Raw genomic sequence first — 24265 nt, 5'->3', positions numbered from 1 at the left:
CCCTAGGCCGCCTGGGCGCGCCGCTCGCGCTCGCGCACGACGACTTCCCGCGCCAGCTTCAGATAGGCCTGGCTGCCCGCGCACTTGAGGTCATAGACCAGCACCGGCTTGCCGAACGAGGGCGCCTCGGAGACCCGCACGTTGCGGGGGATGACCGTGTCGTAGACGGTCTCGCCGAAGTGGGACCGCACGTCCCGGCCAACCTGTTCGGACAGGCTGTTGCGGCGGTCGTACATGGTCAGCACGATGCCCTGGATCTCCAGCGCCGGGTTCAGGCTGCCACGCACCAGGTCGACCGTGCGCATCAGCTGCGAAAGGCCTTCCAGGGCGAAGAACTCGCACTGCAGCGGCACCAGCACCGCATCGGCCGCGGCCATGGCGTTGACGGTCAGCAGGTTCAGCGACGGCGGGCAGTCGATCAGCACATAGGTGTAGTCGCGCCGCTCGCGCAGCGGCCCGAGGGCGTCGCGCAGCTTGAACGAGCGCCGCGGCGCCTGCCCGAGCTCCAGCTCGATCCCGGAGAGATCGGCGTCCGCGGGCACCAGGTCCAGGCCCGGCAGGGCGGTTTTGACGACCGTGTCCAAAATCGGCTTCTCGCCCATCAGGACGTCGTAGAGGGTGGTCGTCCGCTGCGCCCGGCCGACGCCCAGGCCGGTCGAGGCGTTGCCCTGCGGATCGGAGTCGATCAGCAGCACCTTTTCGCCCACAGCCGCGAGCGCGGTCCCGAGATTGATCGCGGTCGTGGTCTTGCCGACGCCGCCCTTCTGGTTGGCGACGACCAGCACGCGCAGGCCCCGGTCAGGCTTTTCGGGCACGGCCCAGTCTCCTCACACGGACGATCCGACCCCGGGGGTCGCTGCGACTCGGCAGCACGTCCGCCTCATAGTCCCAAAATCTAGTGGCTTCTTCCAGTTCTGAGGCCACATCTTGACCCTTCAGGAAGAGCCCCGTCGCTCCCTGTTTCAGGAACGGTTTCGCATAGCCGAGCAGCCGATGCAGTGGGGCGCAAGCGCGCGCCGTGACGATATCCACAGCTAGCGACAGGTCTTCCGCACGCGCGTTGTGTACCGTCGCGGACAGAGCCAGTTCATCCACCACCACCTGCAGGAAGCGGCACCTCTTGGCCATGCTCTCCACCAGGTGCACGTGGAAACCCAGATCGCTCTTGCGCAGAATGGCCAGCACAACCCCCGGCAGGCCCGCGCCGGCCCCGAGATCGGCCCAGACCTTGGCGTCGGGCGCCAGATCGAGCAGCTGGGCCGAGTCCCAGGCGTGGCGGGACCAGAAGGCGTCCAGGGTGGAGGCGCCCACGAGGTTCATCTTCTCGTTCCACTCGGCCAGCAGCTCACGGTAGCGCTCCAGGTCCCGCAGCGACTCGGGGCCGGCGCCGGCGATCGCCGCGAAGCTCTCCGCGTCGGTCACGGCTTGTGGGGCCGGCTCAAGCGGCTTTACGTCGGACATGCGCAAGTAGGGCCGTGAGGGCGCCGGGGGTCACACCTTCGATGCGCGCGGCCTGGCCGAGGGTGAGCGGCCGCACCGCGGCCAGCTTCTCGCGCACCTCGTTGGAGAGGCCGCCGACCGCGGCGTAGTCGAGGTCCGCCGGCAGGGCCAGGTTCTCGTCGCGACGGAACGCAGCCGCGTCCGCGGCCTGCCGGTCGAGGTAGCCCGCATAGCCGGCGTCGATCTCGATCTGCTCGCGCACCTCGTCCGGCCAGCCGCCGATCTGCGGCCAGACTTCTCTCAGGCGGTCGAAGCCAATGTTCGGATAGGCCAGCAATTGCAGCAGGTTACGCCGCTGTCCGTCGGCCTTGACAGGCAGGCCCAGGCGCGCGGCCTCGGTCGGCGTGAGGCTCAGTTCGCCGGCCGCCGCGCGCGCCGACGCCAGCGCCGCAGCCTTGGCGTCCCAGGCCGCCCGGCGCTGCGGCCCGACGCAGCCCAGGGCGATCCCGCGCGGGGTCAGCCGCTGGTCGGCGTTGTCGGCCCGAAGGGTCAGGCGGAACTCCGCCCGGCTGGTGAACATCCGGTAGGGCTCGGTCACACCACGTGTGACCAGGTCGTCGATCAGCACGCCAAGGTAGCCTTCGTCCCTGGCGAACACCGCCGGCTCCGCGCCGGAGGCGGCGCGGGCCGCGTTGAGGCCGGCGATCAGGCCTTGCGCCCCCGCCTCCTCGTAGCCGGTCGTGCCGTTGATCTGGCCAGCCAGGAACAGTCCCGGCAGCCGCTTCACCTCGAGGGTCGGGGCGAGCTCACGCGGGTCGACGTAGTCGTATTCGATGGCGTAGCCGTACCGCTTCACCGCCACCTGCTCCAGGCCCGGGATGGTCCGCAGGAACAGGTCCTGGGTCTCCTCGGAGACCGACGTTGAGATGCCGTTGGGATAGACGGTGTCGTCGTCCAGGCCCTCGGGCTCCAGGAAGATCTGGTGGCTCTCCTTGTCGGCGAACCGCACCACCTTGTCCTCGATCGAGGGGCAGTAGCGGGGACCGCGTCCGGAAATCCGGCCGCCGTAGACCGCGCTCTCGCTGAGCCGCTCGGCGATGATCCTGTGGGTCTCGGCCGTCGTGTAGGTGATGCCGCACTCGACCTGCGGGTTCGTGATCTCCCGCGTCAGGAAGGAGAAGGGAGTCGGCGGGTCGTCAGCGGCCTGCATCTCCAGCCGGTCCCAGGCGATCGTCCGCCCGTCGAGCCGCGCCGGCGTTCCGGTCTTCAGCCGGCCCATGGACAGGCCCAGGGCGTAGAGCCGGTCCGAAAGGCCGATGGCCGGCGCCTCCCCCGCCCGGCCGGCCGGGATCCGCCGGTCGCCCAGGTGGATGATCCCCTTCAGGAAGGTGCCGGTGGTCAGCACCACCCGGCCGGCGGCGTAGACCTCGCCGCTCGCCCCGACGACGCCGGCCACGCGGCCGTGGTCGACGATCAGGTCCTCGACGGCCTCGGCCTTGACGGTGAGGTTTCCCGTGGCGGCGAGCTCGGCCTGCATCGCCTGGCGATAGAGCTTGCGGTCGATCTGGGCGCGCGGGCCGCGGACCGCCGCGCCCTTGGACCGGTTGAGCAGCCGGAACTGGATCCCGGCCGCGTCGGCCATCCGGCCCATCACACCGTCCAGGGCGTCGATCTCCCGGACCAGGTGGCCCTTGCCCAGGCCGCCGATCGCCGGGTTGCAGCTCATCTCGCCGATGGTCTCGACCTTGTGGGTCAGCAACAGGGTGCGCGCGCCGAAGCGGGCGGACGCCGCCGCCGCCTCGCAGCCCGCGTGGCCGCCGCCGATCACAATGACGTCCCAGCTCATTCCAAGGTCCGAAGAAGACGGCGGCGCCCGCTCGCAGGAACGGACGCCGGCTCGGTGTGCCGCGGACATATAGCGAAAGTGGGGCCGCGGGTCACGGGTCCCGAATGTTTCACGTGCAACAGCGCACTCGCCCCCGAGGCGAGCCGGAGCGGCGCCGTTTCACGTGAAACGCTATTTGCCGATGCAGAAGGTCGCGAAGACCCGGTCGAGCACGTCCTCGGGGTGGATGCGGCCGGTGATCCGGTCCAGCGCCCGTCCGGCCAGGCGCACGTCCTCGGCGGCGAGCTCCGGGGCGTCCTCGTTCGTCAGCGCGCTCTCCAGGCGTTCGAGCGCTTCGGCCAGCAGCGCCCGGTGCCGCTGCCGTGTCGCCGCCGGCGGCTCGCTGCCGGCCAGGTCGGCGACGGCGCGCTCGGCCAGGCGGCGGATCAGGGCGTCCACCTCGTCGCCGCGCTGGGCGCTGAGGCGTACCGACTCTACCCCCCGCCGGGCGGCTTCGGCCTCGGCCGCCGCCGCCGCGCCGCCCGCCGGCAGGTCCGCCTTGCTGATCACCAACAGGTCGCCGGACTGGAGCAGGTCGGCGTTGGACACGTCGGCCTCGGCCGCGGACCCATCCACGAGGAACAGCCGCAGCGCCGCCCCTTCGGCCCAGGCGCGCGCGCGCCGCACGCCCTCGGCCTCGATCTCGTCCCGCGTCTCGCGCAGGCCGGCGGTGTCGGCGACGAGGGCCTTGTAGCCGGCCAGCTGCAACGGAACCTCGATGATGTCGCGCGTCGTGCCGGGCGTGGCGGTGACGATCGCCGCCTCCCGCCCCGCCAGCGCGTTGAGCAGCGTCGACTTGCCGGCGTTCGGCGCGCCGATCAGGGCGATGCGCCAGCCCTCGCGGATCCGCTCGCCGCGGCGAACGTCCTCCAGCGCCGCGGTCACCTCACCGATCAGCCGGCGCAGCGGCGCCTCGGCCCGAGCCGCCACGTCGGCCGGGATCTCCTCGTCCGGGAAGTCCACGGCGGCCTCGAACACCGCCAACGCCTCGATCAGGTCCTCGCGCCAGCGGGCCTGGGCCTGGCTCATCCGTCCGCCCAGCTGGTCGAGCGCCTGGCGCCGCTGGGCCGCGGTCTCGGCCTCGATCAGGTCGGCGACGCCCTCGGCCTGGGCCAGGTCGAGCTTGCCGCGCTCGAACGCCCGCCGGGTGAACTCCCCCGGCTCGGCCAGCCTGAGCCCCTGCCCCGCCAGCGCCTCGAGCAGGGCGGCCACCACGGCCGGGCCGCCGTGCACGTGGAACTCGACGAGATCCTCGCCGGTGTAGCTGGCGGGCTCCGCGAACCACAGCACCAGGCCGCGGTCGATCGCCTCGCCGCCCGGCGCGCGCAGGGTGCGAAGCGCCGCCTGCCTGGGCGGCGGCAATGCGCCGGCCAGGGCCGCGGCCACGCGTCCGGCGTCGGGGCCGGTGATCCGCACCACCGCCACCGCCGCCCGCCCCGGCGCGGTGGAGGCGGCGTAGATGGTCGCGGTCATTTCGTGCGGCCGGTCCCGCCCATCATGTTGTCGGCCGCCGCGGTCATCAGCTTGCGGAACTGCTCCTGCGAGGCGACCCCGAAGGAGGCCCAGGCCTTCAGCATCTCGTCAGGGCTGAGCATCGCCATGTTCTGCTCCATCCGCGCCTGCATCTCGCCGACCAGCTTCTCGTTCAGCGGGGTCACGTCGGGCAGACCCAGGAAGGCCCGCGCCTCCTGCGGCGTGCACTCGACTTCGATGGTCATCTTCATGGGCGGCCGGCTCCTTCGCGCGCGTCTTTTCCGACAAATCTTATGGCCGCCGAGCGGCTCTGCGGGCTAGTACCACCTTTCGCTCCGCAAGAGGGCGCGGAGCCTCTCTCTGCTTTCATAAGAAGGAGATGTTCGGCGATGGGTGAGACGCGCAGCATCCGCACCAGCGACGGCGGCACGATGAGCGCCTATGTGGCGCGGCCCGGCCGCAGCCCGGCTCCGGCAGTGGTGGTGATCCAGGAGATCTTCGGCGTGAACAAGGTGATGCGCGACATCACCGACGGCCTCGCCGCCCAGGGCTACGTCGCCGTCTGTCCGGACCTGTTCTGGCGGATCGAGCCGGGGATCGACATCACCGACCAATCCGAGGCCGAGTGGAAGAAGGCGTTCGAGCTGTTCAACGCCTTCGACGTGGATAAGGGCGTGCAGGACATCGCCGCCACCGTCGCCGACATCCGCGGCGATTCCACGTGCAACGGCAAGGTCGGCGCGGTGGGCTTCTGCCTCGGCGGCCAGCTCGCCTATCTGACCGCCACCCGCACCGATGCGGACGCCTCCGTCTCCTACTACGGCGTCGGCATCGAGAACCGGCTGGGCGAGGCCGGCAAGATCGGCAAGCCCCTCCTCATGCACATCGCCGAGGAGGACCAGTTCGTGCCCAAGCCCGCGCAGGCCCAGATCATCGGGGCGCTGAAGGACCACCCGCAGGTGACCATCCACACCTATCCGGGCCGCGACCACGCCTTGGCCCGGGTCGGCGGCGAGCACTATCACGAGGGCGACGCCCGCACCGCCGGCGAGCGCACCCTCGCCTTCTTCCGCCAGCACCTGGGCTGAGGCGCACATGCTGGCGATCCGCATCGAACAGACCGGCGGCCCCGAGGTCCTGAAGACCGTCGACGTCCCGATCCCCGAGCCCGGTCCCGGCCAGGTGCTGGTCCGGCACCAGGCCGTCGGGCTCAACTTCATCGACACCTACCACCGCACCGGCCTCTATCCGGTCCGGATGCCGTCCGGCCTCGGCATGGAGGCGGCCGGGACCGTGGAAAAGGTCGGCGACGGCGTCACCCGTTTCCAGGTCGGCGACCCGATCGCCTACGCTTCGGGCCCGCTCGGCGCCTACGCGGAGTTCCACGTGACGTCGGCCGACCGCGCGGTGAAGCCGCCGCCGGGGATCGATCCGAAGATCGCCGCGGCCGTGTTGCTCAAGGGCATGACCGCCGAGTTCCTGGTCCGCCGCTGCTTCCCGCTGCAGGCCGGCCAGACGGCGCTGGTCCACGCCGCGGCCGGCGGCGTCGGCCAGATCCTGGTGCAATGGGCCAAACACATCGGGGCGACGGTCATCGCCACCGTCGGCTCGGAGGACAAGGCGGAGGTCGCCCGGAACCTGGGCGCCGACCACGTCATCCTCTACCGGGACCAGGACGTGCCGGCCGAGGTGCGCAAGACCACCGACGGCAAGGGGGTCGAGGTGGCCTACGACTCCGTGGGCGCGGCGACCTTTGAAGGCACCCTCGCCAGCCTCGCCCGGCGCGGGATGTTCGTCAGCTTCGGCAACGCCTCGGGCCCCGCGCCGGCGGTCCAGCCCCTGCAGCTGCAGCGCGCCGGCTCGGTGTTCCTGACCCGGCCGACGCTCTACGACTACACGGCAACCCAGGCCGAGCTGGACGACAGCGCCGGCGCCCTGTTCGACCTGATCGTGAAGGGCGTCATCAAGGTCGAGGTCGGCCAGACCTTCCCCCTCGCCCAGGCCGCCGACGCCCACCGGGCGCTGGAAGCCCGCGAGACCGTCGGCGCGACCGTGCTGGCGCCCTGACCGCGCCTTCCCTCCCCTTCAGGGGAGGATGGACGCGAGCGCAGGGAGCGGACGGGTGGGGGAGTGGCAGGCCTGCAGGGCGCCGGCCCGCCAGCATCGAAGGTTCCTGACTCCCCCACCCCGCCGATGCTTCGCCTCGTCGACCCTCCCCTGAAGGGGAGGGAAGCCGCTTCACCCCAATCCGGGTAGTCCCGGCCTGTGGATGAATCGTTTCACGTGGAACACCCCGGCCCTACGTGCGTTCGTACGCCCTTTGCCGCGCCGGTAGGGCCTTCAGTCTGTCCAGGTAGGACTGCACCTCCGGCCCGAACTGGTCGCCGATCCTGAGCCGCTCGGCGAGCGCCAGGGCATAGCCCACCGACACATCCGCCAGGGTCAGCGTCTCGCCGGCCAGGAACGGCCGGTTGGCGATCGCGCGGCGCACCGGCTCCAGCCGTTCGACGAAGGTCTCGCGCGCATCGTCCACCGCCTGCGGCAGGCGCCGCTCCGGCGGCTCGCGGAAGCTGTAGCGGACGATGACGCCCAGCGGCGGCGCGAGCGTCGCCTCGCCGTAGTGGAAGAATTGCAGGTATTGCGGGAACAGCGGATCGGCGGCCTCCGGGATCAGCCCCTTGGGGCCGTAGGCGCGGGCCAGGTATTCGCAGATCGCCAGGGACTCGGTCAGCCGCACCTGGCCGTCGACCATCGTGGGTATGGTCTTGATCGGATTGACGTCTTCGTACTCGGGGTGATGCACCCTGGGCGGATAGGTGAGGCTCACCGTCTCATACGGGACGCCCAGCTCCTCGAGCACCCAGAGCACCCGCGCCGACCGCGTCGCCGGTGCATGGTAGACCTTGATCATCCCGCGCCCTCCTCTTGCGAAGGGCCGATGGTAGAGCCGATCCAGGGTGGTATGGCCACCCCTTTCCTCCCCCGCCAGCACGGGAGAGGAAGGGGGTGGGACCAAGTTCTTACGTGTTCATCGACTGGAAGAACTCGTCGTTGTTCTTGGTCTGGCGCAGCTTGTCCAACAGGAACTCGATAGAATCCTGGGCGCCCATCGGAGAAAGGATGCGGCGCAGGACATAGGTCTTCTGGAGCTGATCCTTCGGCGTGATGAGCTCGTCCTTCCGGGTGCCGGACTTGAGCACGTCCATGGCCGGGTAGATCCGCTTATCCGCCACTTTCCGGTCAAGAACGATCTCGGAGTTGCCGGTGCCCTTGAACTCTTCGAAGATCACCTCGTCCATCCGGCTGCCGGTGTCGATCAGCGCCGTGGCGATGATGGTCAGGCTGCCGCCCTCCTCGATGTTCCGCGCCGCGCCGAAGAAGCGCTTCGGCCGCTGCAGGGCGTTGGCGTCGACGCCGCCGGTCAGCACCTTGCCCGAGGACGGGACGACGGTGTTGTAGGCCCGGCCCAGGCGGGTGACCGAGTCCAGCAGGATGATGACGTCGCGCTTGTGCTCGACCAACCGCTTGGCCTTCTCAATGACCATCTCGGCCACCTGCACGTGCCGGGTCGCCGGCTCGTCGAAGGTCGAGGAGATGACCTCGCCCTTCACGGTGCGCTGCATGTCGGTGACTTCTTCCGGGCGCTCGTCGATCAGGAGGACGATCAGGTAGCACTCGGGGTGGTTGGTCTCGACCGACTTGGCGATGTTCTGCAGCATCACCGTCTTGCCGACCCGCGGCGGGGCGGTGATCAGGCAGCGCTGGCCCTTGCCGAGCGGGGCGACGATGTCGATCACCCGGCCCGAGCGGTCCTTCAGCGTCGGATCGTCGATCTCCATCCGCAGCCGCTCTTCCGGATAGAGCGGCGTCAGGTTGTCGAAGTGGACCTTGTGCCGGACGTTCTCCGGCGGCTCGAAATTGATCTGGTCGACCTGCACCAGGGCGAAGTAGCGCTCGCCCTCGCGCGGCGCGCGGATGCCGCCGACCACGGAGTCGCCGGTGCGCAGACCGAACTTCCGGATCTGCGAGGGCGAGACGTAGATGTCGTCCGGGCCGGGCAGGTAGTTGGCCTCGGGGCTGCGCAGGAAGCCGAAGCCGTCCTGCAGGACCTCCATGGTGCCGGAGCCCGAGATCGCCACGCCTTCCTCGGCGAGGGTCTTCAGGATCGCGAACATCATGTCCTGCTTGCGCATGGAGTTCGCGTTCTCGATCTCCAGCGTCTCGGCGAAGGACAGCAGGTCGGCCGGCGACTTGTCCTTCAGCTCCTGGAGCGACATGCGGGTGAGGCCGAGCGCCTTGATCGCCGCAGCGACCTCAGAGGCGTCTTCGGCGCCGTCGGCGTCGGCCATCGCGTCGAGCTCCAGCTCTTCGGTCGGGGCGGCGTCGAGGACTTCGGGGGTTTCGTCGGGCATGGGAATGGACTCGCAAGATCCCGCGCAGGTGGGCGCGGGCTGGGAAGCTTTCTGAAGGCGCGCGGCTCCGTAGGGAGAGGCGCCGTTGTCGATTTCGAGGACCGGCCGCTGGCGGCTCCCTCAAGGGGCGCGCGGCTCGGGATAAGGCGGGGCGCGCCGGGATCGCCCGGCACGTACGTTACGGGAACCACAGGCGGCCCTGGGCGTCAAGCGGAGCCGGAGCTGGCCGTCAGCGGCGCCGCCGCAACCGCCAGAGCAGGGCGCCCCCGCCATACGCAGCCGCCAGCAGCGCCAGGGCCGGCGCCGCCAGGGCGGCCAGCTCGCGGCCGGGCCGCTCGGCTCCAAGCGCCACGAGCGCGCCGAACGCAAAGACGGAGAGAGCGCCCAGGGCGGCCAGTTCGACGGCCAGGCCCTTGGCCAGCAGCTTCGTCAGGTCGTGCTTTGGGCGCGGCACGACGTGGATGTAGGTCCGGGACCGCGACCTCGCCAGTGCTGGGTGACAGCTAGATCCGCGCCGGACCAACCGGTCACCGACGGCCTTCGGTGACGGGCTGGGCGGGAGCCCGACCTGTCACCCTCCCCAAGCGTCACCGCGAGCCGAACTCCGTGGTCACCGCGATCACCATGACGATCGCCGCCAGGAACGGCAGCTCGTTCGTCGCGCGCCAGAACTTCTGGGACTTCTTGTTCTCGCCGCGGGCGAAGGCCTTGCGCGCGAGGGCCAGATAATGGTGCCAGCCGGTGACGAAGATCACCCCGGCCAGTTTGGCGATCAGCCAGGGCTGGGCGAAGACCGCCGCGCCGGCGAGGTTGTAGCGGTGCCACAGCAGCGTCAGGCCGAGGATCCAGGCCACCGCCATCGCCGGGTTCATGATGATCCGCAACAGCTTGCCTTCCATCGTCTGGAAGGTGACGTCGAGCTCCGAGCCGGGCGCGGCGCCGGTGTGGTAGGCGAACAGCCGCGGCAGGTAGAGCAGGCCGGCCATCCAAGCGATGATCGCCAGGATGTGGACGCCCCGCAGCACGTCGTAATTGGCGGCGATCCAGTCGCTCATTCAGGCCCTCCCTCGGCAGGCGCACTTTCCATGCTGCGCCGGGCAAAGCCAAGGTCCGAACGGCGCGGCCCCCTCCCCGTCCCGCCCCGCGGCGTCCAGCGCCGCCTCGGCCAGGGCGCCGATGAAGTCCGGCGACGTCCCCAGCGCCGGAACCCGCAGGTAGGGCGTGCAGCCCACCTCCCGCGCCACGGCGGCGTACTCGTGATCGAGCTCGACCAGGGTCTCGACGTGGTCCGAGACGAAGGCGATGGGAATGACCAGCGCGCCCTTGCCGTCGGCGGCGGCCTGGCGGATCGCGGCGTCCGTCGAAGGGCCCAGCCATTCCAGCGGCCCGACCCGGCTCTGGTAGCAGACCTGGTGGTCGAATTCGCCGCCCAGCTCGGCGAGCACCGCTCGAACGCTCGCCTCCACCTGCGCCTGATAGGGATCGCCGGCGTCCACCACCTTCTTCGGCAGGCCGTGGGCGGAGAACAGCAGGCGCAGGTTCCGGGGGCTTCCTGCCGCCTCCAGCGCCCGCTCGATCAGCCGGGCGTGAGCGGCGGCCAAGCCCTGGGCCGTCGGATAGCAGCAAACGGTGCGGGTCCGGCCCGGGCCTTCGTACGCCGCCGCCCAGTCCTTCACCGACGAGGCCGTCGTGGTCGTGGAGTACTGCGGATAAAGCGGCAGCAGGACGATCTCGTCGGGCGCGAAGGCGGCGACCGCCTCGGCGGTTTCGGCGGCCAGCGGCTTCCAGTAGCGCATGGCGATGAAGACGCGCGCTTCGATGTCGGGCGCCTTCGCCGTCAGCTCCGCCTCGAGCGCCCTCGCCTGGGCCTGCGTCTCCGGGAGCAGGGGCGAGGCGCCGCCCATGATCGCGTAGTTGGCCTTGGCCAGCTTCTCCCGCGTCCGCGAGATCCAGGCGGCGAGCGGATAGCGCAGCACCGCCGGCAGCCCGATGATCGCCGGGTCGCGGAACAGGTTGAACAGGAACGGCCGCACCGCCTCCGGGCCGTCAGGGCCCCCGAGGTTGAACAGCACGACCGCCAGGCGGGTCACTTCCCGGTCACCCGCCGGATGGTCCGCTCGATGTGCTCGACGGGGGTGTCGGGCAGGACGCCGTGGCCGAGATTGAAGATGTAGGGACCGCCGCCCCACTGCTCGATGAGCTGGTCCACGCGGGCGTCCAGCGCCGGGCCGCCGGCGCGCAGCAGCAGGTTGTCCAGCGCGCCCTGGATGGTCTTGCCTTCCGCCTGCAGCCGGCGGCCGAGCGCGGCCGAGGCTTGGGTGTCGAGCGCGACGCCTTCCACCGGCACCCCCGAGGCGTAGTTGTCGACCAGAGCGCCGGCGCCGCGCGGGAAGCCGATGAACGGAGCGGTGACGCCCGCAGCCCGCACCTTCTCGACGATCTTCGCGTGCGGGCGCACGACGATGCGCTCGAAGACATCCTCGGGAAGCTGCTCGGCCCAGCTTTCGAAGATCTTGAGCGCCTGGGCCCCGCTGTTCGCCTGCATCACGAGGTAACGCGCGGTCGCCTCGACCAGCACGTCCAGCAGGGCGTCGAGCTTCTCCGGATTCTGGTGGGCGTAGGTGCGCGCGCCGGACCGATCCGATCCGCGCCCTTCGATCATGTAGGTGGCCACCGTCCAGGGGCCCCCCGCAAAGCCGATCAGCGCCCGCTCCGGCTCCAGCTCGGCGCGCACCCGCTGCAGGGTCTCGCCGATGGCCGAGAGCCGGCCGGTCGAGGCCTCCACCTGGTCGGCCATGGCCTCGATCGGCGGCAGCTCGCCGAGCCGCGGCCCCTCGCCCGCCTCGAACCACACCTTCTGGCCCAGCGCGCCGGGGATCAGCAGGATGTCTGCGAAGACGATCGCCGCATCCAGCGGAAAGCGACGCATAGGCTGCAGGGTCGCCTCGGCCGCCATCTCCGGGTTGTGGCAGAAGGCGATGAAGTCCGCCGCCTTGGTGCGAAGCTCGCGGTACTCCGGAAGGCTGCGCCCGGCCTGGCGCATGAACCAGACCGGCGGGCGAGGCAGGGTTTCTCCGGCGAGGGCCCGGAGCAGGGCGGGCTGAACTTTCGAGGTCATGGCGCGGTTAAAGGGGCAATCGGCGAAAGGCTCAAGCCCGCCTGTTCGCACCCCCCTTCCCTCTTCAAACAATCTTTCTTTCGAAAGGAATTGGAAGAAGACGGTAGGACCCCTCGGAATCGGGGATAACCGGGCCTGTCGCACCCGCCATACCTGCGGCATGCCCCAAAATCTTCACACTTCGTTAACCTTCGTCAGACCGGGCTGTGGATAGCGGGGACATCTCCCTTACGGCTTGCCGGCGTTAAGGTTTCATTAACCCGCCGTCCGCGGCCCGCCGTGGATTTCGGCGCCGATGTCGCAGGCCTGTTCGGGTGCGACAGCGGCCTTGAACGGCGCCGCACCCGACCGTGTGGGTTAACGGATGGTTAAAGGGGCCGGTTGTCCCGGTCATTCATCCCCGGACGACATCGATGCCCGGATGCGGCGGCTTCTCCCCAAGGCCGTCCGGCTTCGCTAAAGAGGTTGCCCACGAGTTCATCCACAGAAGCCTTCCCGCGACCTGATGACGCCCCCGCCGCGCATAGCGACCTACTTCCACGTCCATCTGGTCTCGGACTCCACCGGGGAGACGCTGAACGCGCTCGCCCGGGCGGTGTGCGCCCGGTTCGAGAACGTGCTGCCCATCGAGCACATCTACGCCCTGGTCCGCTCCCGCCGGCAGCTGGAACGCGCGCTGGCCGACATCGAGGAGGCGCCGGGCGTCGTCATCCACACCATCGTGGATCAGGACCTGCGCTCGGCGCTGGAGGAAGGCTGCCGCAAGCTCGACATGCCCTGCATCCCGGCGCTCGACCCGCTGGTCAGCGCGCTTTCCCGCTACGTCGGCGCGCCGCTGACCAGCCGGGTGGGCGTGCAGCACGCCCTCGACCACGACTACTTCAACCGCATGGACGCCCTGAACTACGCCATCGGCCACGACGACGGTCAGGGCGGCCAGGACCTCGACCGGGCGGACGTGGTGCTGGTGGGCGTCTCGCGCACCTCCAAGACGCCGACCTGCATCTACCTGGCCCACCGCGGCGTGCGGGCGGCCAACGTGCCCCTGGTCCCCGGCCGGCCGATCCCCCAGAAGCTGCTGGAGCTGAAGGAGACGCTGATCGTCGGCCTGACCATCTCGCCCGACCGGCTGATCCAGATCCGCCGCAACCGGCTGCTCTCCCTGAAGGAGAATCGGGAATCCACCTACATCGACGTGGATTCGGTGAAGGACGAGATCGTCCAGGCCCGCCGGCTCTACGAGCGCCAGGGCTGGCCGGTGATCGACGTCTCCCGGCGCAGCGTCGAGGAGACCGCGGCGGCGGTGCTGAACCTGCTGCACAAGGGCCACGGCCAGGTGGAGATCCTCGGGTGAAGCTGACGCTCGCGTCCAAGAGCGCCGCCCGCACCGCCCTGCTGACGGGCGCCGGCGTGCCCTTCGAGGCCGTCGGGTCGGGCGTCGATGAAGACGAGATCAAGCGCGCCCTGCTGGCCGAGGACGCCGGACCGAAGGAGATCGCCGAGGCGCTGGCCCAGGCCAAGGCCGTGGCGGTGTCGCAGGGGCGGCCGGGACTGGTTATCGGCGCCGATCAGACCCTCGACCTGGCCGGCGAGCTCTACGACAAGGTCGAGACTGTCGATCAGGCGCGCGAGCGGCTGAAGCGCCTGCGGTCCAGGCCCCACCAGCTGCACTCGGCCGTCGTGGTCGCGGAGGACGGGCAGGTCGTCTGGCGCGAGACGGCGAGCGCCACCCTGACCATGCGCGATTTTTCCGACGCCTTCCTGGAGGCCTACCTGGCCGAAGAGGGCGAGGCGGCCCTGGGCTCGGTGGGCTGCTACCGGCTGGAGGGCCCCGGCGCCCAGCTGTTCTCCAAGATCCAGGGCGACTATTTCGCGATCCTCGGCCTGCCGCTGATGGGCCTGCTCGAGCTGCTCCGGCGGCGCGGAGTGCTGACGGCATGATCACGGGCGCCACGACTGTCGCCGGCGTGGCGGGCGCGCCGGTGCGCCACTCGCTGAGCCCGCTGATCCACAACGCCTGGCTCGCCGCGGCGGGGATCGACGGCGTCTATGTGCCGTTCAGCCCGCCGGCGGACTCCTTCATCCCCTTCGTGGACGGGCTGCGCGGCGGCGCGGTCCGCGGCCTCAACGTCACCCTGCCCTTCAAGGAAGAGGCCTTGATGGCGGCGGACGACGTCAGCCCTCGGGCCAGGCTCGCGGGGGCGGCCAACCTGCTGGTCTTCTCGCCGGAGGGCGCCGTCCACGCCGACAACACCGACGGGGTCGGCCTGCTGCACGCCTTCGCGGTCCAGGCTCCGGGTTTCGATCCGAAGGCCGGACCGGTGGTCATCCTCGGCGCCGGCGGGGCCGCCCGTGGCGCGGCGGCGGCCTTCGTGGACGCCGGCTCGCCCCAGGTCCGGATCGTCAACCGCACCCTCATGCGCGCCGAGCAGGTGGCCGGCACGGTGGGCGAGGCGGCCGTCCCCTACCCGCTCGACAAGGCGGCGGAGGCGATGGCCGGCGCGGTGGCGGTGATCAACGCCACCTCAGCTGGTCTTTCCGGGCAAGGCGAACTGGACGCGCCGCTCGAGGCTGCGCCGGCCGGAGCGGTGGCGATGGACATGGTCTACAAGCCGCTCAGGACTCCCTTCCTCGCCCGGGCCGAGGCGCTCGGCCTGCGGACGGTGGACGGACTGGAGATGCTGATCGGCCAGGCCATCCCCTCGTTCGAGGCCTTCTTCGGCCGCCGCCCGCCTGTCGAGACGGACGTCAGGGCCATTTGCCTGGAGGCGCTATCCCAATGATCGTCATCGGCCTGACCGGCTCCATCGGCATGGGCAAGTCGACCACCGCCAAGATGTTCGAGGAGGAGGGGGTGCCGGTCTACGACGCCGACGCCGAGGTCCACCGCCTCTACGCCAAGGGCGGCGCTGGCGTGGCGCCCGTCGAAGCCGCCTTCCCGGGCGTGACCCGCGACGGCGCCGTCGACCGCGAGGAGCTGGGCAAGCGGGTGCTCAACAACCCCGAGGCGCTGCGCAGGCTGCAGTCCATCGTCTATCCGCTGATGCAGAGCCGGCAGGGCTTCCTCGAAAAGGCGCGGGCCGACGGCAAGGACATGGCCGTGCTCGACATCCCGCTGCTGTTCGAGACCGGCGGGGAGAAGAACGTGGATGCGGTGGTGGTCGCCTCGGCGCCCGCCGAGATCCAGCGCCGGCGGGTGCTCGAGCGGGAAGGCATGACCGAGGAGAAGCTGAACGCCATCCTCGCCAAGCAGCTGCCCGACGCGGAGAAGCGCCAGCGCGCTGACTTCATCGTCGAGACCGGCGAAGGGTTCGACGCCGCCCGCGCCCAGGTGCGCCAGATCATCGCTGCGTTGCGGGCGCGGCAGAAGGCAAGTTGAAGCCGGGGACGAACCTGGGCACAGATTGGCCATGGCCCGCGAGATCGTCCTCGACACCGAGACCACCGGATTCGATCCCGCCACCGGCGACCGGCTGGTGGAAATCGCCTGCCTGGAGATCGAGGACTTCATCCCGACCGGGCGCAGCTACCACACCTACATCGACCCCGAACGGGACATGCCGGTAGAGGCCGAACGGGTGCACGGCCTCTCCACCGCCTTCCTGCGGGGCAAGCCCAAGGTCCATGAGGTCGTCGACGAGTTCCTCGACTTCGTCGGCGACGCCCCGATCATCGCCCACAACGCGACCTTCGACCGGACCTTCGTCAACTACGAGCTCGGCGTCTGCAATCGCGCGCACCTGCCCGAGCACCGCTGGATCGACACCCTGGCGCTGGCCAAGCAGCGCTTCCCGGGCATGCACAACTCGCTCGACGCGCTGTGCAAGCGCTTCAAGATCTCGCTGGCCGACCGCGAGAAGCACGGGGCGCTGATCGACGCCCGGCTGCTGGCCGCCGTCTACCTGGAACTGAAGGGCGGCCGCGAGCGCCGCCTGGAGCTCACCACCACCGCTGCGGTCGCCGCCGTCTCGGTCGCCCGCCAGAGCGCCTACGGGGCGCGCCCGCGTCCCCTGCCCTTCCGCTCGACTGAGGCCGAACGCGAGCTGCACGCCGCCTTCGTGCGCGAGGTCGTCAAGTCCGACGTCCTCTGGAAGAAGCACGGACTGGAGTAGCCGCTACCCACGACGAGGGGCGGTTTAAGGTCCGATTAGAGAACGCCGGTCTATTTTTCGGCATGCGATCGCGCGCCCACCCGGCCGGAAACCACGAACTCCCAGAGTCGCTGCGCCAGGTGCTGGTCGCGCGCCGCAAGCAGTTCTGGTTCCGCGTCGGGACCAATCTGCTCATCGCCCTGGCGTTCGGCCCGATCTCCGGTTGGGCGGTGTGCGCCCTGTGGGCCGGCGGCTATGTCGGCCTGCAGCTGTTCGAACAGCGCCTGAAGAACGTCACTTCCCCGGCGGTGGTGCTGACCCTGCTGGCGCTCAACAGCATCGTCTTCGGCGGCTTCGCCGTGTGGGGACCCTTCCACGACGGACCGTGGGGCCTGGCCGGCGGCGTCGCCCTGCTGGTGGGAGCGCTGCTCAACACCGCCCTGTCGAATCACGGCTCGAAGGCGGCCTTTGCCGCCGCGAGCGCCCCGTTCGGGGTCTATCTCGCCGCCATGCCGGCGCTGGCGCTGCACATCGGCGCCGAGCCGCGGCACGCCGTCCTGCTGTTGCTGGCCGGCGGCCTGATCTTCCTGATGACCCTGCTGATCTGGCGCTCGTCCGTGGAGGCGCTGGCCGCCGAGAGCCGGGCCCGTGAACAGGCCGAGGCCGCGCACGCGGCGAAGAGCGCCTACGTCGCCGCCGTCAGCCACGAGCTGCGCACCCCGATCAGCGCCATCCTCGCCGGCGCCAAAGGCGGCGAGGCCGCGGGCGGCCGCGACAGCCAGCTCATTCTCGATGCGGCGCGGATGATGCGCGCGCTGCTGGACGACCTGCTCGACCACGCCAAGCTCGAGGCCGGACGCATGAGCGTCGAGGTCATCGCCTTCGACCTGCGCCGGCTGGTGCTGGACACCGTCCGGTTCTGGCGCCCGGAGGCGAAGGGGCGCGGGCTTCGCCTCTCGCTGCAGGGCGCGCACGCCCTGCCCCAGTGGGTGAGCGGCGATCCGATCCGCATTCGACAGGTGCTGAACAACCTCTTCTCCAACGCCATGAAGTTCACCGACGAGGGGACCGTCGGCCTGCGCATCGCCTGCGAGGAGACCGACGGCGGCCTTCGCGTGGATCTCACCGTCACCGACACCGGCGCCGGCATGACCGCCGAGCAGGTGGAGCGCCTGTTCCGACCGTTCGGCCAGGCCGAGACCAGCATCGCCCGCACGCACGGCGGCACCGGCCTTGGGCTGGTGATCAGCCGCGAACTGGCCCGCCTGATGGGCGGCGACGTGACGGTGACCAGCACGCCGGGGAAAGGCTCCAGCTTCCGCGTCAGCCTGCTGGTCCGGCCGACGGCGCCCGTCGAGGCCGCGGAAGAGCCGGCTCAGCCTGACACGGCGGGGCTGCGGATCCTGGTCGCCGACGACCATGACGTGAACCGCCGCGCCTTCAGCCTGCTGCTGACCCCGATCGCCGACCAGGTGGTCTGCGTCGCCGACGGCGAGGAAGCGGTCGGGGCGGCCGCGCGCGAAGCGTTCGACCTGGTGCTGCTCGACCTCAACATGCCGCGGATGGACGGGCTGGAAGCGGCCCGCCGCCTTCGCGCGGCCCATGGGACTGGGCTGAAACTCATCGCGCTCACCGGCTCCACCTCGGAGAAGGACGTCCAGGCCTGCCGCGAGGCGGGCATGGACGGCTTCGTCGGCAAGCCGGTGGAGGCCCACGCCCTGATCGCGGCGATCGCCGAGGCCTTCGACGCCGGCGAGCAACCGGAAGCGGTCGCAGCCTGATCCACGCCGACCGTGCGTTGACAGCGCCGCGCTTGCAGCCTGTACTGTTCGGTAAGCGAACGAACGATCGGGAGCGAAATGGCGGCAGAGCAGGAGCTCGGCGAACTCGGCCAGGCGCTGCAGCGCCTGGTCTACCGGCTGTCGCGGGAGCTGCGCGCTCATAGTTCCGGCGGCGGCCTCTCCGGCGCCGACGCGCTCTCCCTGTACGAAGTGCGGCGGCGGCCCGGGATCGGGGTCACCGAGCTGGCGGGCATCGAGAAGGTCAACCGCTCGGTCATGAGCGAGCGCGTGGCGCGCCTGGAAGCGGCGGGCCTGGTGGAGCGGCTGGCCGATCCGGCCGGCGACCGCCGACGGTTCGGGCTGCAGGTCTCCGCGAAGGGCCGCGAGTTCCTGCTGCAGGTCAGCCGGCAGCGACGCGACTGGATGGCTGCGCGGCTGAAGAGCCTGACGGACGAGGAGCGCGGGGCCGTGCACGTGGCGGTGCGCTCGCTCGAGCGGCTGATGCGGGAGGACCCGATCGCCCGCGAACTGCTGCGCGGTGCGCCGGAGCAGGAACAGACCGCGCCCGAGACGCGGCGAGAAGGGGGGAAATCCGAATGAACGCGCATCTGCAAAGACGCCAGCTGCTGGGCGCGGCCGCCGGCTTGGGACTGACCTCGCTGGCCGGACGAGCGCTCGGCCACACCCCCGCGACGGCCCTGACGCCGGCGGTGAAGACGACCAACGGGCCGGTGATCGGCCTTGTGGAAGGCGGCGTGCAGACCTTCCGCGGTCTGCGCTATGGGGCCCCGCCGGTGGGCGAGCTGCGCTGGGCGCCGCCAGCGCGGCCGGCGCCCTGGACCGAGCCGGCGCTCGCCGCCCGCTACGGCCCCTCGGCCATCCAGCTCTCCAGCGGCGGCTCGGCGGTGCGCTACCCCGGCGCCATCGGCCCGGCCCTCGACCAGCTGATGGGTTCGCGCGAGGACATCGTGCGCCAGAGCGAGGACTGCCTGTTCCTCAATGTCTGGACCCCGGCGCTCGACGCCCGCGGCCGGCCGGTGATGGTCTGGTTCCACGGCGGCGGCTACAACTACGGCTCGGGCAGCTGGGCGACCTACGACGGCGCCAACCTGGCCAGGAACCACGACGTGGTGGTGGTCACGGTAAACCACCGCCTGAACGCCTTCGGCTATCTGCACCTGGCCGAACTCGGCGGTCATCCGGCCTCGGGCAACGCCGGGATGCTCGATCTGGTGCTGGTCCTGGAGTGGGTGCGCGACAACATCGCCGCGTTCGGCGGAGATCCGGGCAACGTCACCGTCTTCGGCCAGTCGGGCGGCGGCTCGAAGACGTCGATGACGCTGGCCATGCCGGCCGCAGACAAGCTGCGGCACAAGGCGATCATCCAGAGCGGCCCGGGCATCCGGGCCGGCGATCCGGATCGCGCCACCGAGCAGGCGCGTACGGTGATGCGGACCCTGGGCGTCTCCGACATCAAGGCCCTGCGCGAGGTTCCCTACGACAGGATTCTGGCCGCCGCGCGCAACCAGGAGAACCCGGGCGGCATGGGCGGCCTGCGCTGGGGACCGGTGATCGAGGCGTCGTCGATACCCGCCCACCCGTTCGAGCCGGTCGCCAACCCGCTGGCCCGCGACATCCCGCTGATGGTCGGCGTCACCTCCGACGAGCAGACGATGTACAACGTCGGATTCGACTGGTGGGGCAAGCAGACCGAGGCCGAACTGCTCGGCCGCCTGAAGCCCCTGTACGGCGAGCGGGCCGAGGCGCTGATCGCGGCGGCCAGGAAGCGCTACCCGAACGACAACCCCAGCTACCTGTTCACCGACATCACCTCGAAGGGCCCGTTCATCTCGTCGGTGACCCTGGCCGAGCGCAAGGCGGCCCAGCCGGCGCCAGTCTACATGTTCATCTTCGAGTGGGGCGCGCCGGTCGAGGGCGGCATGCTGCGCAGCCCGCACACGATGGAGCTGCCCTTCGTGTTCGACAACGTCGACAAGGGGCCGCTGCTGCTGGGCGATGCGCCCGCCACCAAGGCGCTGGGCAGGGCGGTCTCCACGGCCTGGACCTCCTTCGCCCGCACCGGAAACCCGAACGCCGCCAGGTCGGGCCTGCCGCGGTGGCCCGCCTACGAGCCGGCCCGCCGCGCGACCATGGTGTTCAACACCAGGAGCCGGGTCGAGCTCGACCCCTATTCCGAGTTTCGCGCCCTGATGCCGGCGAGCAACCGGGCGCTCTGAGCCAACGAGACGAAAGGGAGGGACGACATGAAGGCGCTTCATCTGGCGGCCGCGGGGGCGCTGGCCCTGCTGGCCAGCCCGGCGGCGACGCAGACCAGCGACAACACCAACGGCCAGCTGCGCTGCCCGCCGGCCAACTGCCCGGGCGAGCTGGTGATCAATCCGGGCAGGGTGGAGGATCCGAAGACCGGCCGGAAGTTCTTCCTCGACTATCCCAAGGACTGGAAGCCGGGCGACAAGGTCACCTTCGTGCTGAACCTCCACGGCGGCGGGAGTTTCGGCAACTGGCAGCGTCACTACTTCCCGATCACCGACTATGTGGACAAGTACGACCTGGTGGTCGCCACGCCGAACGCGCCGCCCAGGGTCTGGCGCAGCGAGGACGATCCGCACCTGCAGAACATCGTCGAGATGGTCGAGGCCAAGTTCGGCAAGGAGAACATCCAGCGGTTCTGGCTCGCCGGGCACAGCCAGGGCGGGGCGACGTCGCGGCGGATCGTCTGCTCGGACTTCTTCCGCACCCGCGTCGACGGCTTCCTGAGCCTGTCCGGCGGCCGCGTCGGCGGCCAGCCCGGCCGCCCGCCGGGCCCCTTCCGCGCTCCGCAGCGCGGCGAGCCCGCCGCGCCCGCGACGCCGCCGGCCGCGGCCTCCAGCATCGCCCAGGCCATGGCCGCGCCGCTGAACTGCGACTTCAGCCACATCTACACGACCGGCGAGCACGAGATCACCGCGCTGCCGGAAACCTCGGAATGGGCGACCAAGTACGGCTGCGGCCCGCGCGTCCGCCGCGAGGACATCGTCGATACCGCGGCGGGCTACGTCTACGACAGCGGCCGCCAGGACCCGGCCACCAAGGCCTGGGGCCGGCTGCCCGGACCCGGCAAGGCGGAGGTCTTCGTCTACCCGAACTGCAAGGACGGCCGCGTCGTCGCCGACGTGGTCCGGATCGACAAGGGCCACACCGAGGGCCTGGAGCCCAAGGTCACCGAGGAGCTGGTCAAGCTGATGCTCTCGGCGAGCAGCTAAGGCCGCCGCGCCGTTCTGCCTCCCCCGCGCAGCGGCGGGAGGGGGACCGCCCGCCGAAGCCGGCGCACGCCGGCTGAAGAGCGGGGGGTGGAGGGGGCGAGCCACACGCTCCGCCTCGCCCCCGCCCCCGGTGTTCGATGCGCGATGGCGCAAGGCCTCGCAGGCGGCCCGCCCCCTCCACCAGTCGCTCTTCGCTGCGCTCGGCGACTGGTCCCCCTCCCGCCGCTGCGCGGGGGAGGTAGGGGTGGAGGATTTGCCGCTGGCTAGCCCGCCGCCGCCAGCGCCTGCTCCAGGTCGGCGAGGATGTCGTCGATGTGTTCGATGCCGATCGACAGCCGCACGTAGCCGGGCGAGACGCCGGTCGCCAGCTGGTCCTCGGCCGAGAGCTGCGAGTGGGTGGTCGAGGCCGGGTGGATGGCCAGGCTCCGCGCATCGCCGATGTTGGCCACGTGGTAGAACAGCTTGAGGGCGTCGATGAAACGCCGCCCGGCGTCCACCCCGCCCGCCAGTTCGAACCCGAGCAGGCCGCCGTAGCCGCCCTTCAGGTAGGCGTCGGCGCGCCGTCGGGTCTCGCCGTCCTGGACTGACGGATGGATCACCTTGGTCACGCCCGGCCGGCTCTTCAGCCAATCGGCGACCTTCTGGGTATTCTGGCAGTGCCGCTCCATGCGCAGCGGAAGGGTTTCGAGCCCCTGCAGCAGCTGGAAGGCGTTGAACGGGCTCATCGCCGCGCCGAGGTCGCGCAGCAGGATGGTTCGGGCCCGCACGATGTAGGCCACCGGCCCCATCGGCTTGGTCGCCTCGGTCCACACCGCGCCGTGATAGCTGGGGTCGGGCTCGTTCAGGGTCGGGAAACGCGCCGCGTGGGCCTGCCAGTCGAAGTTGCCGCCATCGACGATGATCCCGCCGATCGAGGTGCCGTGGCCCCCGATGTATTTGGTGCCCGAATAGACGACGATGGCCGCGCCGTGCTCCAGCGGCCGGCAGAGGACCGGCGCTGCGGTGTTGTCCATGATCAGCGGCACGCCCAGCTCGCGGCCGATCCTGGCCACCTCGGCGATCGGGAAGACCGCCAGCTTCGGGTTCGGCAGGGTCTCGGCGTAGTAGGCGCGGGTCCGCTCGTCGGTCGCCCGGCGGAAGGCCTCCGGATCGGCCGGGTCGACGAACCGCACCTCGATCCCCTGGTCCTTCAGGGTGTTGGCGAACAGGTTCCAGGTGCCGCCGTAGAGGTCGGTGGCGCTGACCACGTTGTCGCCGGCCCGCGCCAGGTTCTGCAGCGAGAAGGCGCTCGCCGCCTGGCCGGACGCCAGCGCCAGGGCCGCCGCCCCGCCCTCCAGCGCCGCCACGCGCGCCTCCAGCACCGACGTCGTCGGGTTGCCGATCCGCGTGTAGATGTTGCCGCTCTCCTGCAGCGCGAACAGCGCCGAGGCGTGCTCGGTGCTCTGGAACTGGTAGGAGGTGGTCTGGTAGATCGGCACCGCCACCGCGCCGGTCGCGGGATCGGCCCGCCAGCCGGCGTGCAGCACGAGGGTTTCTGGCCGTTGCGATGCGGTCATGGGCTGTCCTTACGTCTTCCCTGAACTGAGCGGCGCCAAGCTAGAGGCAGGCCGGCGCCTCGGCTAGCAACTTACCTGCGCCGTCGGCGTTCACATGCGTCGGCGCGAAATTTCAGGGAGCTCAAGGGAATGTCGGCCAGGGTCAGGGATCGGCGGACGGCGGGCGTCCGGCCCGTGTTGTTCGATTTCGTCCGCCTTGCGGCTCTGATCGCCATGGACCTCGTGCGGCCGCCCCGGCCGGAGAACCGCCTGCCCAAGCGCTGGGCGCCAACCGCTCCGCGTCATTGAATTATTTGCGACGAACCCAATAACCGCTTGTGCGTTGCAGCAGACACCGAGTAGGCGTGCTGCGCCGCAATGAGTAGATGGGGCTGTCGCGATGAGTTTTGTGTCGATGAGGACCTTCCCCGGCTGCTGGGTGGGTCAGCGGACCCTGCTGCAGGCCGAGGAGATCGAGGACGTGGGCCTCGAGGAAGGCCACCGCTGCGGCGCCTGCGAACGGGTGATCTTCACCGGCCCCAGCTCCGAGCTGCGCCACACCGTCATCCGCTGCAGCTGCGGCGAGTTCAACCAGCTCTGAGCATCTGCTTCGTCATCGCCGGGCCCGGCGATCCAGCCCGTGGCGGCTGAGCCGCCTCATCAGGATGGATGGCCGGCCTGACGCCGGCCAGGACGATGTGAAGTTAGGCCGTCCCGACCGTCTCTTCCTGCTTGCGGGCGGCGTAGACGCCGGCGAAGTCGATCGGATCGAGCAGGAAGGGCGGGTAGCCGCCGTCGCTGGTCACGTCGCCGATGATCCGGCGGGCGAACGGGAACAGGAACCTCGGGCACTCGATCAGCAGCACCGGCTCCAGCTCCTCAGGCGGCACGCCGAGGATCTCGAACACGCCGCCGTACAGCAGCTCGACCACGAACACCGGCCCGTCCTCGCGCATGGCCCGGGCGGAGAGCTTCAGGTCCACTTCGAACAGGCCGTCCGGCCGGCCGCGGGCGTTCATCTCCACGCCGATGTCGATCTGCGGCTGGGGCGCGGCGCCCCGGAGGCTTTCGGGCGCGCGGGGGTTCTCGAACGACAGGTCGCGGATGAACTGGGCGAGGATGCGGATGCCGGGCTCCTGGCCCGCGCCGTTTTCCTGGGCCGGAGCGGCCGCGTCGGTGTCGGTCATTTGATGAGCTGTCCGTGGAAATCGACGCAGGAAAGCGTCGTTAATCAGCCGCGGGCTAACATGCGCCCCGGGGCGATGCA

At 70.5% G+C, this 24265-nt stretch carries 25 protein-coding genes; 12 read left to right on the top strand and 13 right to left on the bottom strand.

Going from position 1 to position 24265, the window contains the following annotated elements; all coding sequences use genetic code 11:
* Positions 1-2: 2 nt before the first annotated feature.
* The 5 genes from ACFSC0_RS07740 to ACFSC0_RS07720 all read right to left on the bottom strand — a co-directional run bounded on the left by ACFSC0_RS07740 (position 3) and on the right by ACFSC0_RS07720 (position 5049).
* On the bottom strand, positions 3-791 hold the full coding sequence (locus ACFSC0_RS07740; protein ID WP_377284504.1) for a ParA family protein: 789 nt from the start codon (positions 789-791) through the stop codon (positions 3-5).
* A 7-nt stretch (positions 792-798) separates the two neighbouring features.
* Positions 799-1461 (bottom strand): 16S rRNA (guanine(527)-N(7))-methyltransferase RsmG, encoded by a 663-nt coding sequence (gene rsmG / locus ACFSC0_RS07735; protein ID WP_377284426.1) that lies wholly within the window; start codon positions 1459-1461, stop codon positions 799-801.
* Entirely contained in the window at positions 1439-3286 is a 1848-nt protein-coding gene (gene mnmG / locus ACFSC0_RS07730; RefSeq protein ID WP_377284425.1) for a tRNA uridine-5-carboxymethylaminomethyl(34) synthesis enzyme MnmG, read from the bottom strand. Before mnmG ends, rsmG begins: the two co-directional genes overlap by 23 nt.
* 171 nt (positions 3287-3457) lie before the next feature.
* Complete coding sequence (gene mnmE, locus ACFSC0_RS07725) at positions 3458-4798, bottom strand: tRNA uridine-5-carboxymethylaminomethyl(34) synthesis GTPase MnmE (RefSeq protein WP_377284424.1); 1341 nt, start codon at positions 4796-4798, stop codon at positions 3458-3460.
* Positions 4795-5049 (bottom strand): DUF6489 family protein, encoded by a 255-nt coding sequence (locus ACFSC0_RS07720; protein WP_377284423.1) that lies wholly within the window; start codon positions 5047-5049, stop codon positions 4795-4797. The genes mnmE and ACFSC0_RS07720 overlap by 4 nt, the downstream gene beginning before the upstream one ends.
* A 138-nt stretch (positions 5050-5187) precedes the next feature.
* Here ACFSC0_RS07720 and ACFSC0_RS07715 point away from each other — a divergent pair, with 138 nt between their 5' ends.
* Both ACFSC0_RS07715 and ACFSC0_RS07710 read left to right on the top strand, forming a co-directional pair.
* Positions 5188-5886 (top strand): dienelactone hydrolase family protein, encoded by a 699-nt coding sequence (locus ACFSC0_RS07715; protein ID WP_377284422.1) that lies wholly within the window; start codon positions 5188-5190, stop codon positions 5884-5886.
* Positions 5887-5893: 7 nt separating this feature from the next.
* Complete coding sequence (locus ACFSC0_RS07710; protein WP_377284421.1) at positions 5894-6865, top strand: quinone oxidoreductase family protein; 972 nt, start codon at positions 5894-5896, stop codon at positions 6863-6865.
* 232 nt (positions 6866-7097) lie between these two features.
* On the opposite strand, the gene ACFSC0_RS07705 is transcribed toward ACFSC0_RS07710, so the two are convergent.
* The 6 genes from ACFSC0_RS07705 to hemE all read right to left on the bottom strand — a co-directional run bounded on the left by ACFSC0_RS07705 (position 7098) and on the right by hemE (position 12328).
* Positions 7098-7709 (bottom strand): glutathione S-transferase family protein, encoded by a 612-nt coding sequence (locus ACFSC0_RS07705; RefSeq protein ID WP_377284420.1) that lies wholly within the window; start codon positions 7707-7709, stop codon positions 7098-7100.
* 109 nt (positions 7710-7818) lie between these two features.
* The gene (gene rho, locus ACFSC0_RS07700) at positions 7819-9210 is read right to left on the bottom strand and encodes a transcription termination factor Rho (protein WP_377284419.1); all 1392 of its coding nucleotides are present in this window, start codon (positions 9208-9210) and stop codon (positions 7819-7821) included.
* Positions 9211-9439: 229 nt separating this feature from the next.
* Positions 9440-9664 carry a hypothetical protein gene (locus ACFSC0_RS07695; protein ID WP_377284418.1) on the bottom strand — a complete coding sequence of 75 codons (225 nt, stop codon included), beginning with the start codon at positions 9662-9664 and terminating at the stop codon, positions 9440-9442.
* A 133-nt stretch (positions 9665-9797) separates the two neighbouring features.
* On the bottom strand, positions 9798-10265 hold the full coding sequence (locus ACFSC0_RS07690) for a CopD family protein (protein WP_377284417.1): 468 nt from the start codon (positions 10263-10265) through the stop codon (positions 9798-9800).
* Positions 10266-11300, bottom strand: coding sequence for a ferrochelatase (gene hemH, locus ACFSC0_RS07685; protein WP_377284416.1), 1035 nt, complete (start codon positions 11298-11300; stop codon positions 10266-10268). It abuts the gene before it with no gap.
* Positions 11297-12328 (bottom strand): uroporphyrinogen decarboxylase, encoded by a 1032-nt coding sequence (gene hemE / locus ACFSC0_RS07680; RefSeq protein WP_377284415.1) that lies wholly within the window; start codon positions 12326-12328, stop codon positions 11297-11299. The genes hemH and hemE overlap by 4 nt, the downstream gene beginning before the upstream one ends.
* Positions 12329-12833: 505 nt before the next feature.
* On the opposite strand from hemE, the gene ACFSC0_RS07675 reads away from it, so the two are divergent.
* From ACFSC0_RS07675 to ACFSC0_RS07635, 9 genes are all read left to right on the top strand, one after another.
* Positions 12834-13682 (top strand): pyruvate, water dikinase regulatory protein, encoded by an 849-nt coding sequence (locus ACFSC0_RS07675; RefSeq protein WP_377284414.1) that lies wholly within the window; start codon positions 12834-12836, stop codon positions 13680-13682.
* Positions 13679-14269 (top strand): Maf family protein, encoded by a 591-nt coding sequence (locus ACFSC0_RS07670; RefSeq protein ID WP_377284413.1) that lies wholly within the window; start codon positions 13679-13681, stop codon positions 14267-14269. Before ACFSC0_RS07675 ends, ACFSC0_RS07670 begins: the two co-directional genes overlap by 4 nt.
* Positions 14266-15111 carry a shikimate dehydrogenase gene (gene aroE / locus ACFSC0_RS07665; protein ID WP_377284412.1) on the top strand — a complete coding sequence of 282 codons (846 nt, stop codon included), beginning with the start codon at positions 14266-14268 and terminating at the stop codon, positions 15109-15111. The genes ACFSC0_RS07670 and aroE overlap by 4 nt, the downstream gene beginning before the upstream one ends.
* Positions 15108-15707, top strand: a complete 600-nt coding sequence (gene coaE / locus ACFSC0_RS07660; RefSeq protein WP_377284411.1) for a dephospho-CoA kinase — start codon at positions 15108-15110, stop codon at positions 15705-15707. The genes aroE and coaE overlap by 4 nt, the downstream gene beginning before the upstream one ends.
* A gap of 31 nt (positions 15708-15738) precedes the next feature.
* Positions 15739-16440 carry a DNA polymerase III subunit epsilon gene (gene dnaQ / locus ACFSC0_RS07655; RefSeq protein WP_377284410.1) on the top strand — a complete coding sequence of 234 codons (702 nt, stop codon included), beginning with the start codon at positions 15739-15741 and terminating at the stop codon, positions 16438-16440.
* A 62-nt stretch (positions 16441-16502) separates the two neighbouring features.
* Positions 16503-18200 (top strand): ATP-binding protein, encoded by a 1698-nt coding sequence (locus tag ACFSC0_RS07650; RefSeq protein WP_377284409.1) that lies wholly within the window; start codon positions 16503-16505, stop codon positions 18198-18200.
* A gap of 78 nt (positions 18201-18278) precedes the next feature.
* On the top strand, positions 18279-18800 hold the full coding sequence (locus tag ACFSC0_RS07645) for a MarR family winged helix-turn-helix transcriptional regulator (RefSeq protein ID WP_377284408.1): 522 nt from the start codon (positions 18279-18281) through the stop codon (positions 18798-18800).
* Positions 18797-20437 (top strand): carboxylesterase/lipase family protein, encoded by a 1641-nt coding sequence (locus ACFSC0_RS07640; protein ID WP_377284407.1) that lies wholly within the window; start codon positions 18797-18799, stop codon positions 20435-20437. Before ACFSC0_RS07645 ends, ACFSC0_RS07640 begins: the two co-directional genes overlap by 4 nt.
* A 27-nt stretch (positions 20438-20464) precedes the next feature.
* A complete protein-coding gene (locus ACFSC0_RS07635) occupies positions 20465-21463 on the top strand; it encodes an alpha/beta hydrolase family protein (RefSeq protein WP_377284406.1) in 999 nt (332 codons plus the stop codon).
* Positions 21464-21726: 263 nt separating this feature from the next.
* Here ACFSC0_RS07635 and ACFSC0_RS07630 read toward each other — a convergent pair whose 3' ends face one another.
* On the bottom strand, positions 21727-23019 hold the full coding sequence (locus tag ACFSC0_RS07630) for an O-acetylhomoserine aminocarboxypropyltransferase/cysteine synthase family protein (RefSeq protein ID WP_377284405.1): 1293 nt from the start codon (positions 23017-23019) through the stop codon (positions 21727-21729).
* 394 nt (positions 23020-23413) lie between these two features.
* Here ACFSC0_RS07630 and ACFSC0_RS07625 point away from each other — a divergent pair, with 394 nt between their 5' ends.
* Complete coding sequence (locus tag ACFSC0_RS07625) at positions 23414-23599, top strand: hypothetical protein (protein WP_377284404.1); 186 nt, start codon at positions 23414-23416, stop codon at positions 23597-23599.
* Between the two features lie 103 nt (positions 23600-23702).
* On the opposite strand, the gene secB is transcribed toward ACFSC0_RS07625, so the two are convergent.
* On the bottom strand, positions 23703-24185 hold the full coding sequence (secB, locus tag ACFSC0_RS07620) for a protein-export chaperone SecB (RefSeq protein ID WP_377284403.1): 483 nt from the start codon (positions 24183-24185) through the stop codon (positions 23703-23705).
* Positions 24186-24265: the final 80 nt, after the last annotated feature.

The organism is Phenylobacterium terrae (assembly GCF_042681205.1).
GTDB classification, from domain to species: Bacteria; Pseudomonadota; Alphaproteobacteria; order Caulobacterales; family Caulobacteraceae; genus Phenylobacterium; species Phenylobacterium terrae.
This window is presented reverse-complemented; position numbering and strand designations above follow the sequence as displayed.

Bases quoted from the DNA above. Each gene is read 5' to 3' on its own strand.
- rsmG (WP_377284426.1), bottom strand. From the start codon at position 1,461: ATGTCCGACGTAAAGCCGCTTGAGCCGGCCCCACAAGCCGTGACCGAC.
- mnmG (WP_377284425.1), bottom strand. From the start codon at position 3,286: ATGAGCTGGGACGTCATTGTGATCGGCGGCGGCCACGCGGGCTGCGAG.
- mnmE (WP_377284424.1), bottom strand. From the start codon at position 4,798: ATGACCGCGACCATCTACGCCGCCTCCACCGCGCCGGGGCGGGCGGCG.
- ACFSC0_RS07720 (WP_377284423.1), bottom strand. From the start codon at position 5,049: ATGAAGATGACCATCGAAGTCGAGTGCACGCCGCAGGAGGCGCGGGCC.
- ACFSC0_RS07715 (WP_377284422.1), top strand. From the start codon at position 5,188: ATGGGTGAGACGCGCAGCATCCGCACCAGCGACGGCGGCACGATGAGC.
- ACFSC0_RS07710 (WP_377284421.1), top strand. From the start codon at position 5,894: ATGCTGGCGATCCGCATCGAACAGACCGGCGGCCCCGAGGTCCTGAAG.
- ACFSC0_RS07705 (WP_377284420.1), bottom strand. From the start codon at position 7,709: ATGATCAAGGTCTACCATGCACCGGCGACGCGGTCGGCGCGGGTGCTC.
- rho (WP_377284419.1), bottom strand. From the start codon at position 9,210: ATGCCCGACGAAACCCCCGAAGTCCTCGACGCCGCCCCGACCGAAGAG.
- ACFSC0_RS07690 (WP_377284417.1), bottom strand. From the start codon at position 10,265: ATGAGCGACTGGATCGCCGCCAATTACGACGTGCTGCGGGGCGTCCAC.
- hemE (WP_377284415.1), bottom strand. From the start codon at position 12,328: ATGACCTCGAAAGTTCAGCCCGCCCTGCTCCGGGCCCTCGCCGGAGAA.
- ACFSC0_RS07675 (WP_377284414.1), top strand. From the start codon at position 12,834: ATGACGCCCCCGCCGCGCATAGCGACCTACTTCCACGTCCATCTGGTC.
- aroE (WP_377284412.1), top strand. From the start codon at position 14,266: ATGATCACGGGCGCCACGACTGTCGCCGGCGTGGCGGGCGCGCCGGTG.
- coaE (WP_377284411.1), top strand. From the start codon at position 15,108: ATGATCGTCATCGGCCTGACCGGCTCCATCGGCATGGGCAAGTCGACC.
- dnaQ (WP_377284410.1), top strand. From the start codon at position 15,739: ATGGCCCGCGAGATCGTCCTCGACACCGAGACCACCGGATTCGATCCC.
- ACFSC0_RS07650 (WP_377284409.1), top strand. From the start codon at position 16,503: ATGCGATCGCGCGCCCACCCGGCCGGAAACCACGAACTCCCAGAGTCG.
- ACFSC0_RS07645 (WP_377284408.1), top strand. From the start codon at position 18,279: ATGGCGGCAGAGCAGGAGCTCGGCGAACTCGGCCAGGCGCTGCAGCGC.
- ACFSC0_RS07640 (WP_377284407.1), top strand. From the start codon at position 18,797: ATGAACGCGCATCTGCAAAGACGCCAGCTGCTGGGCGCGGCCGCCGGC.
- ACFSC0_RS07635 (WP_377284406.1), top strand. From the start codon at position 20,465: ATGAAGGCGCTTCATCTGGCGGCCGCGGGGGCGCTGGCCCTGCTGGCC.
- ACFSC0_RS07630 (WP_377284405.1), bottom strand. From the start codon at position 23,019: ATGACCGCATCGCAACGGCCAGAAACCCTCGTGCTGCACGCCGGCTGG.
- ACFSC0_RS07625 (WP_377284404.1), top strand. From the start codon at position 23,414: ATGAGGACCTTCCCCGGCTGCTGGGTGGGTCAGCGGACCCTGCTGCAG.
- secB (WP_377284403.1), bottom strand. From the start codon at position 24,185: ATGACCGACACCGACGCGGCCGCTCCGGCCCAGGAAAACGGCGCGGGC.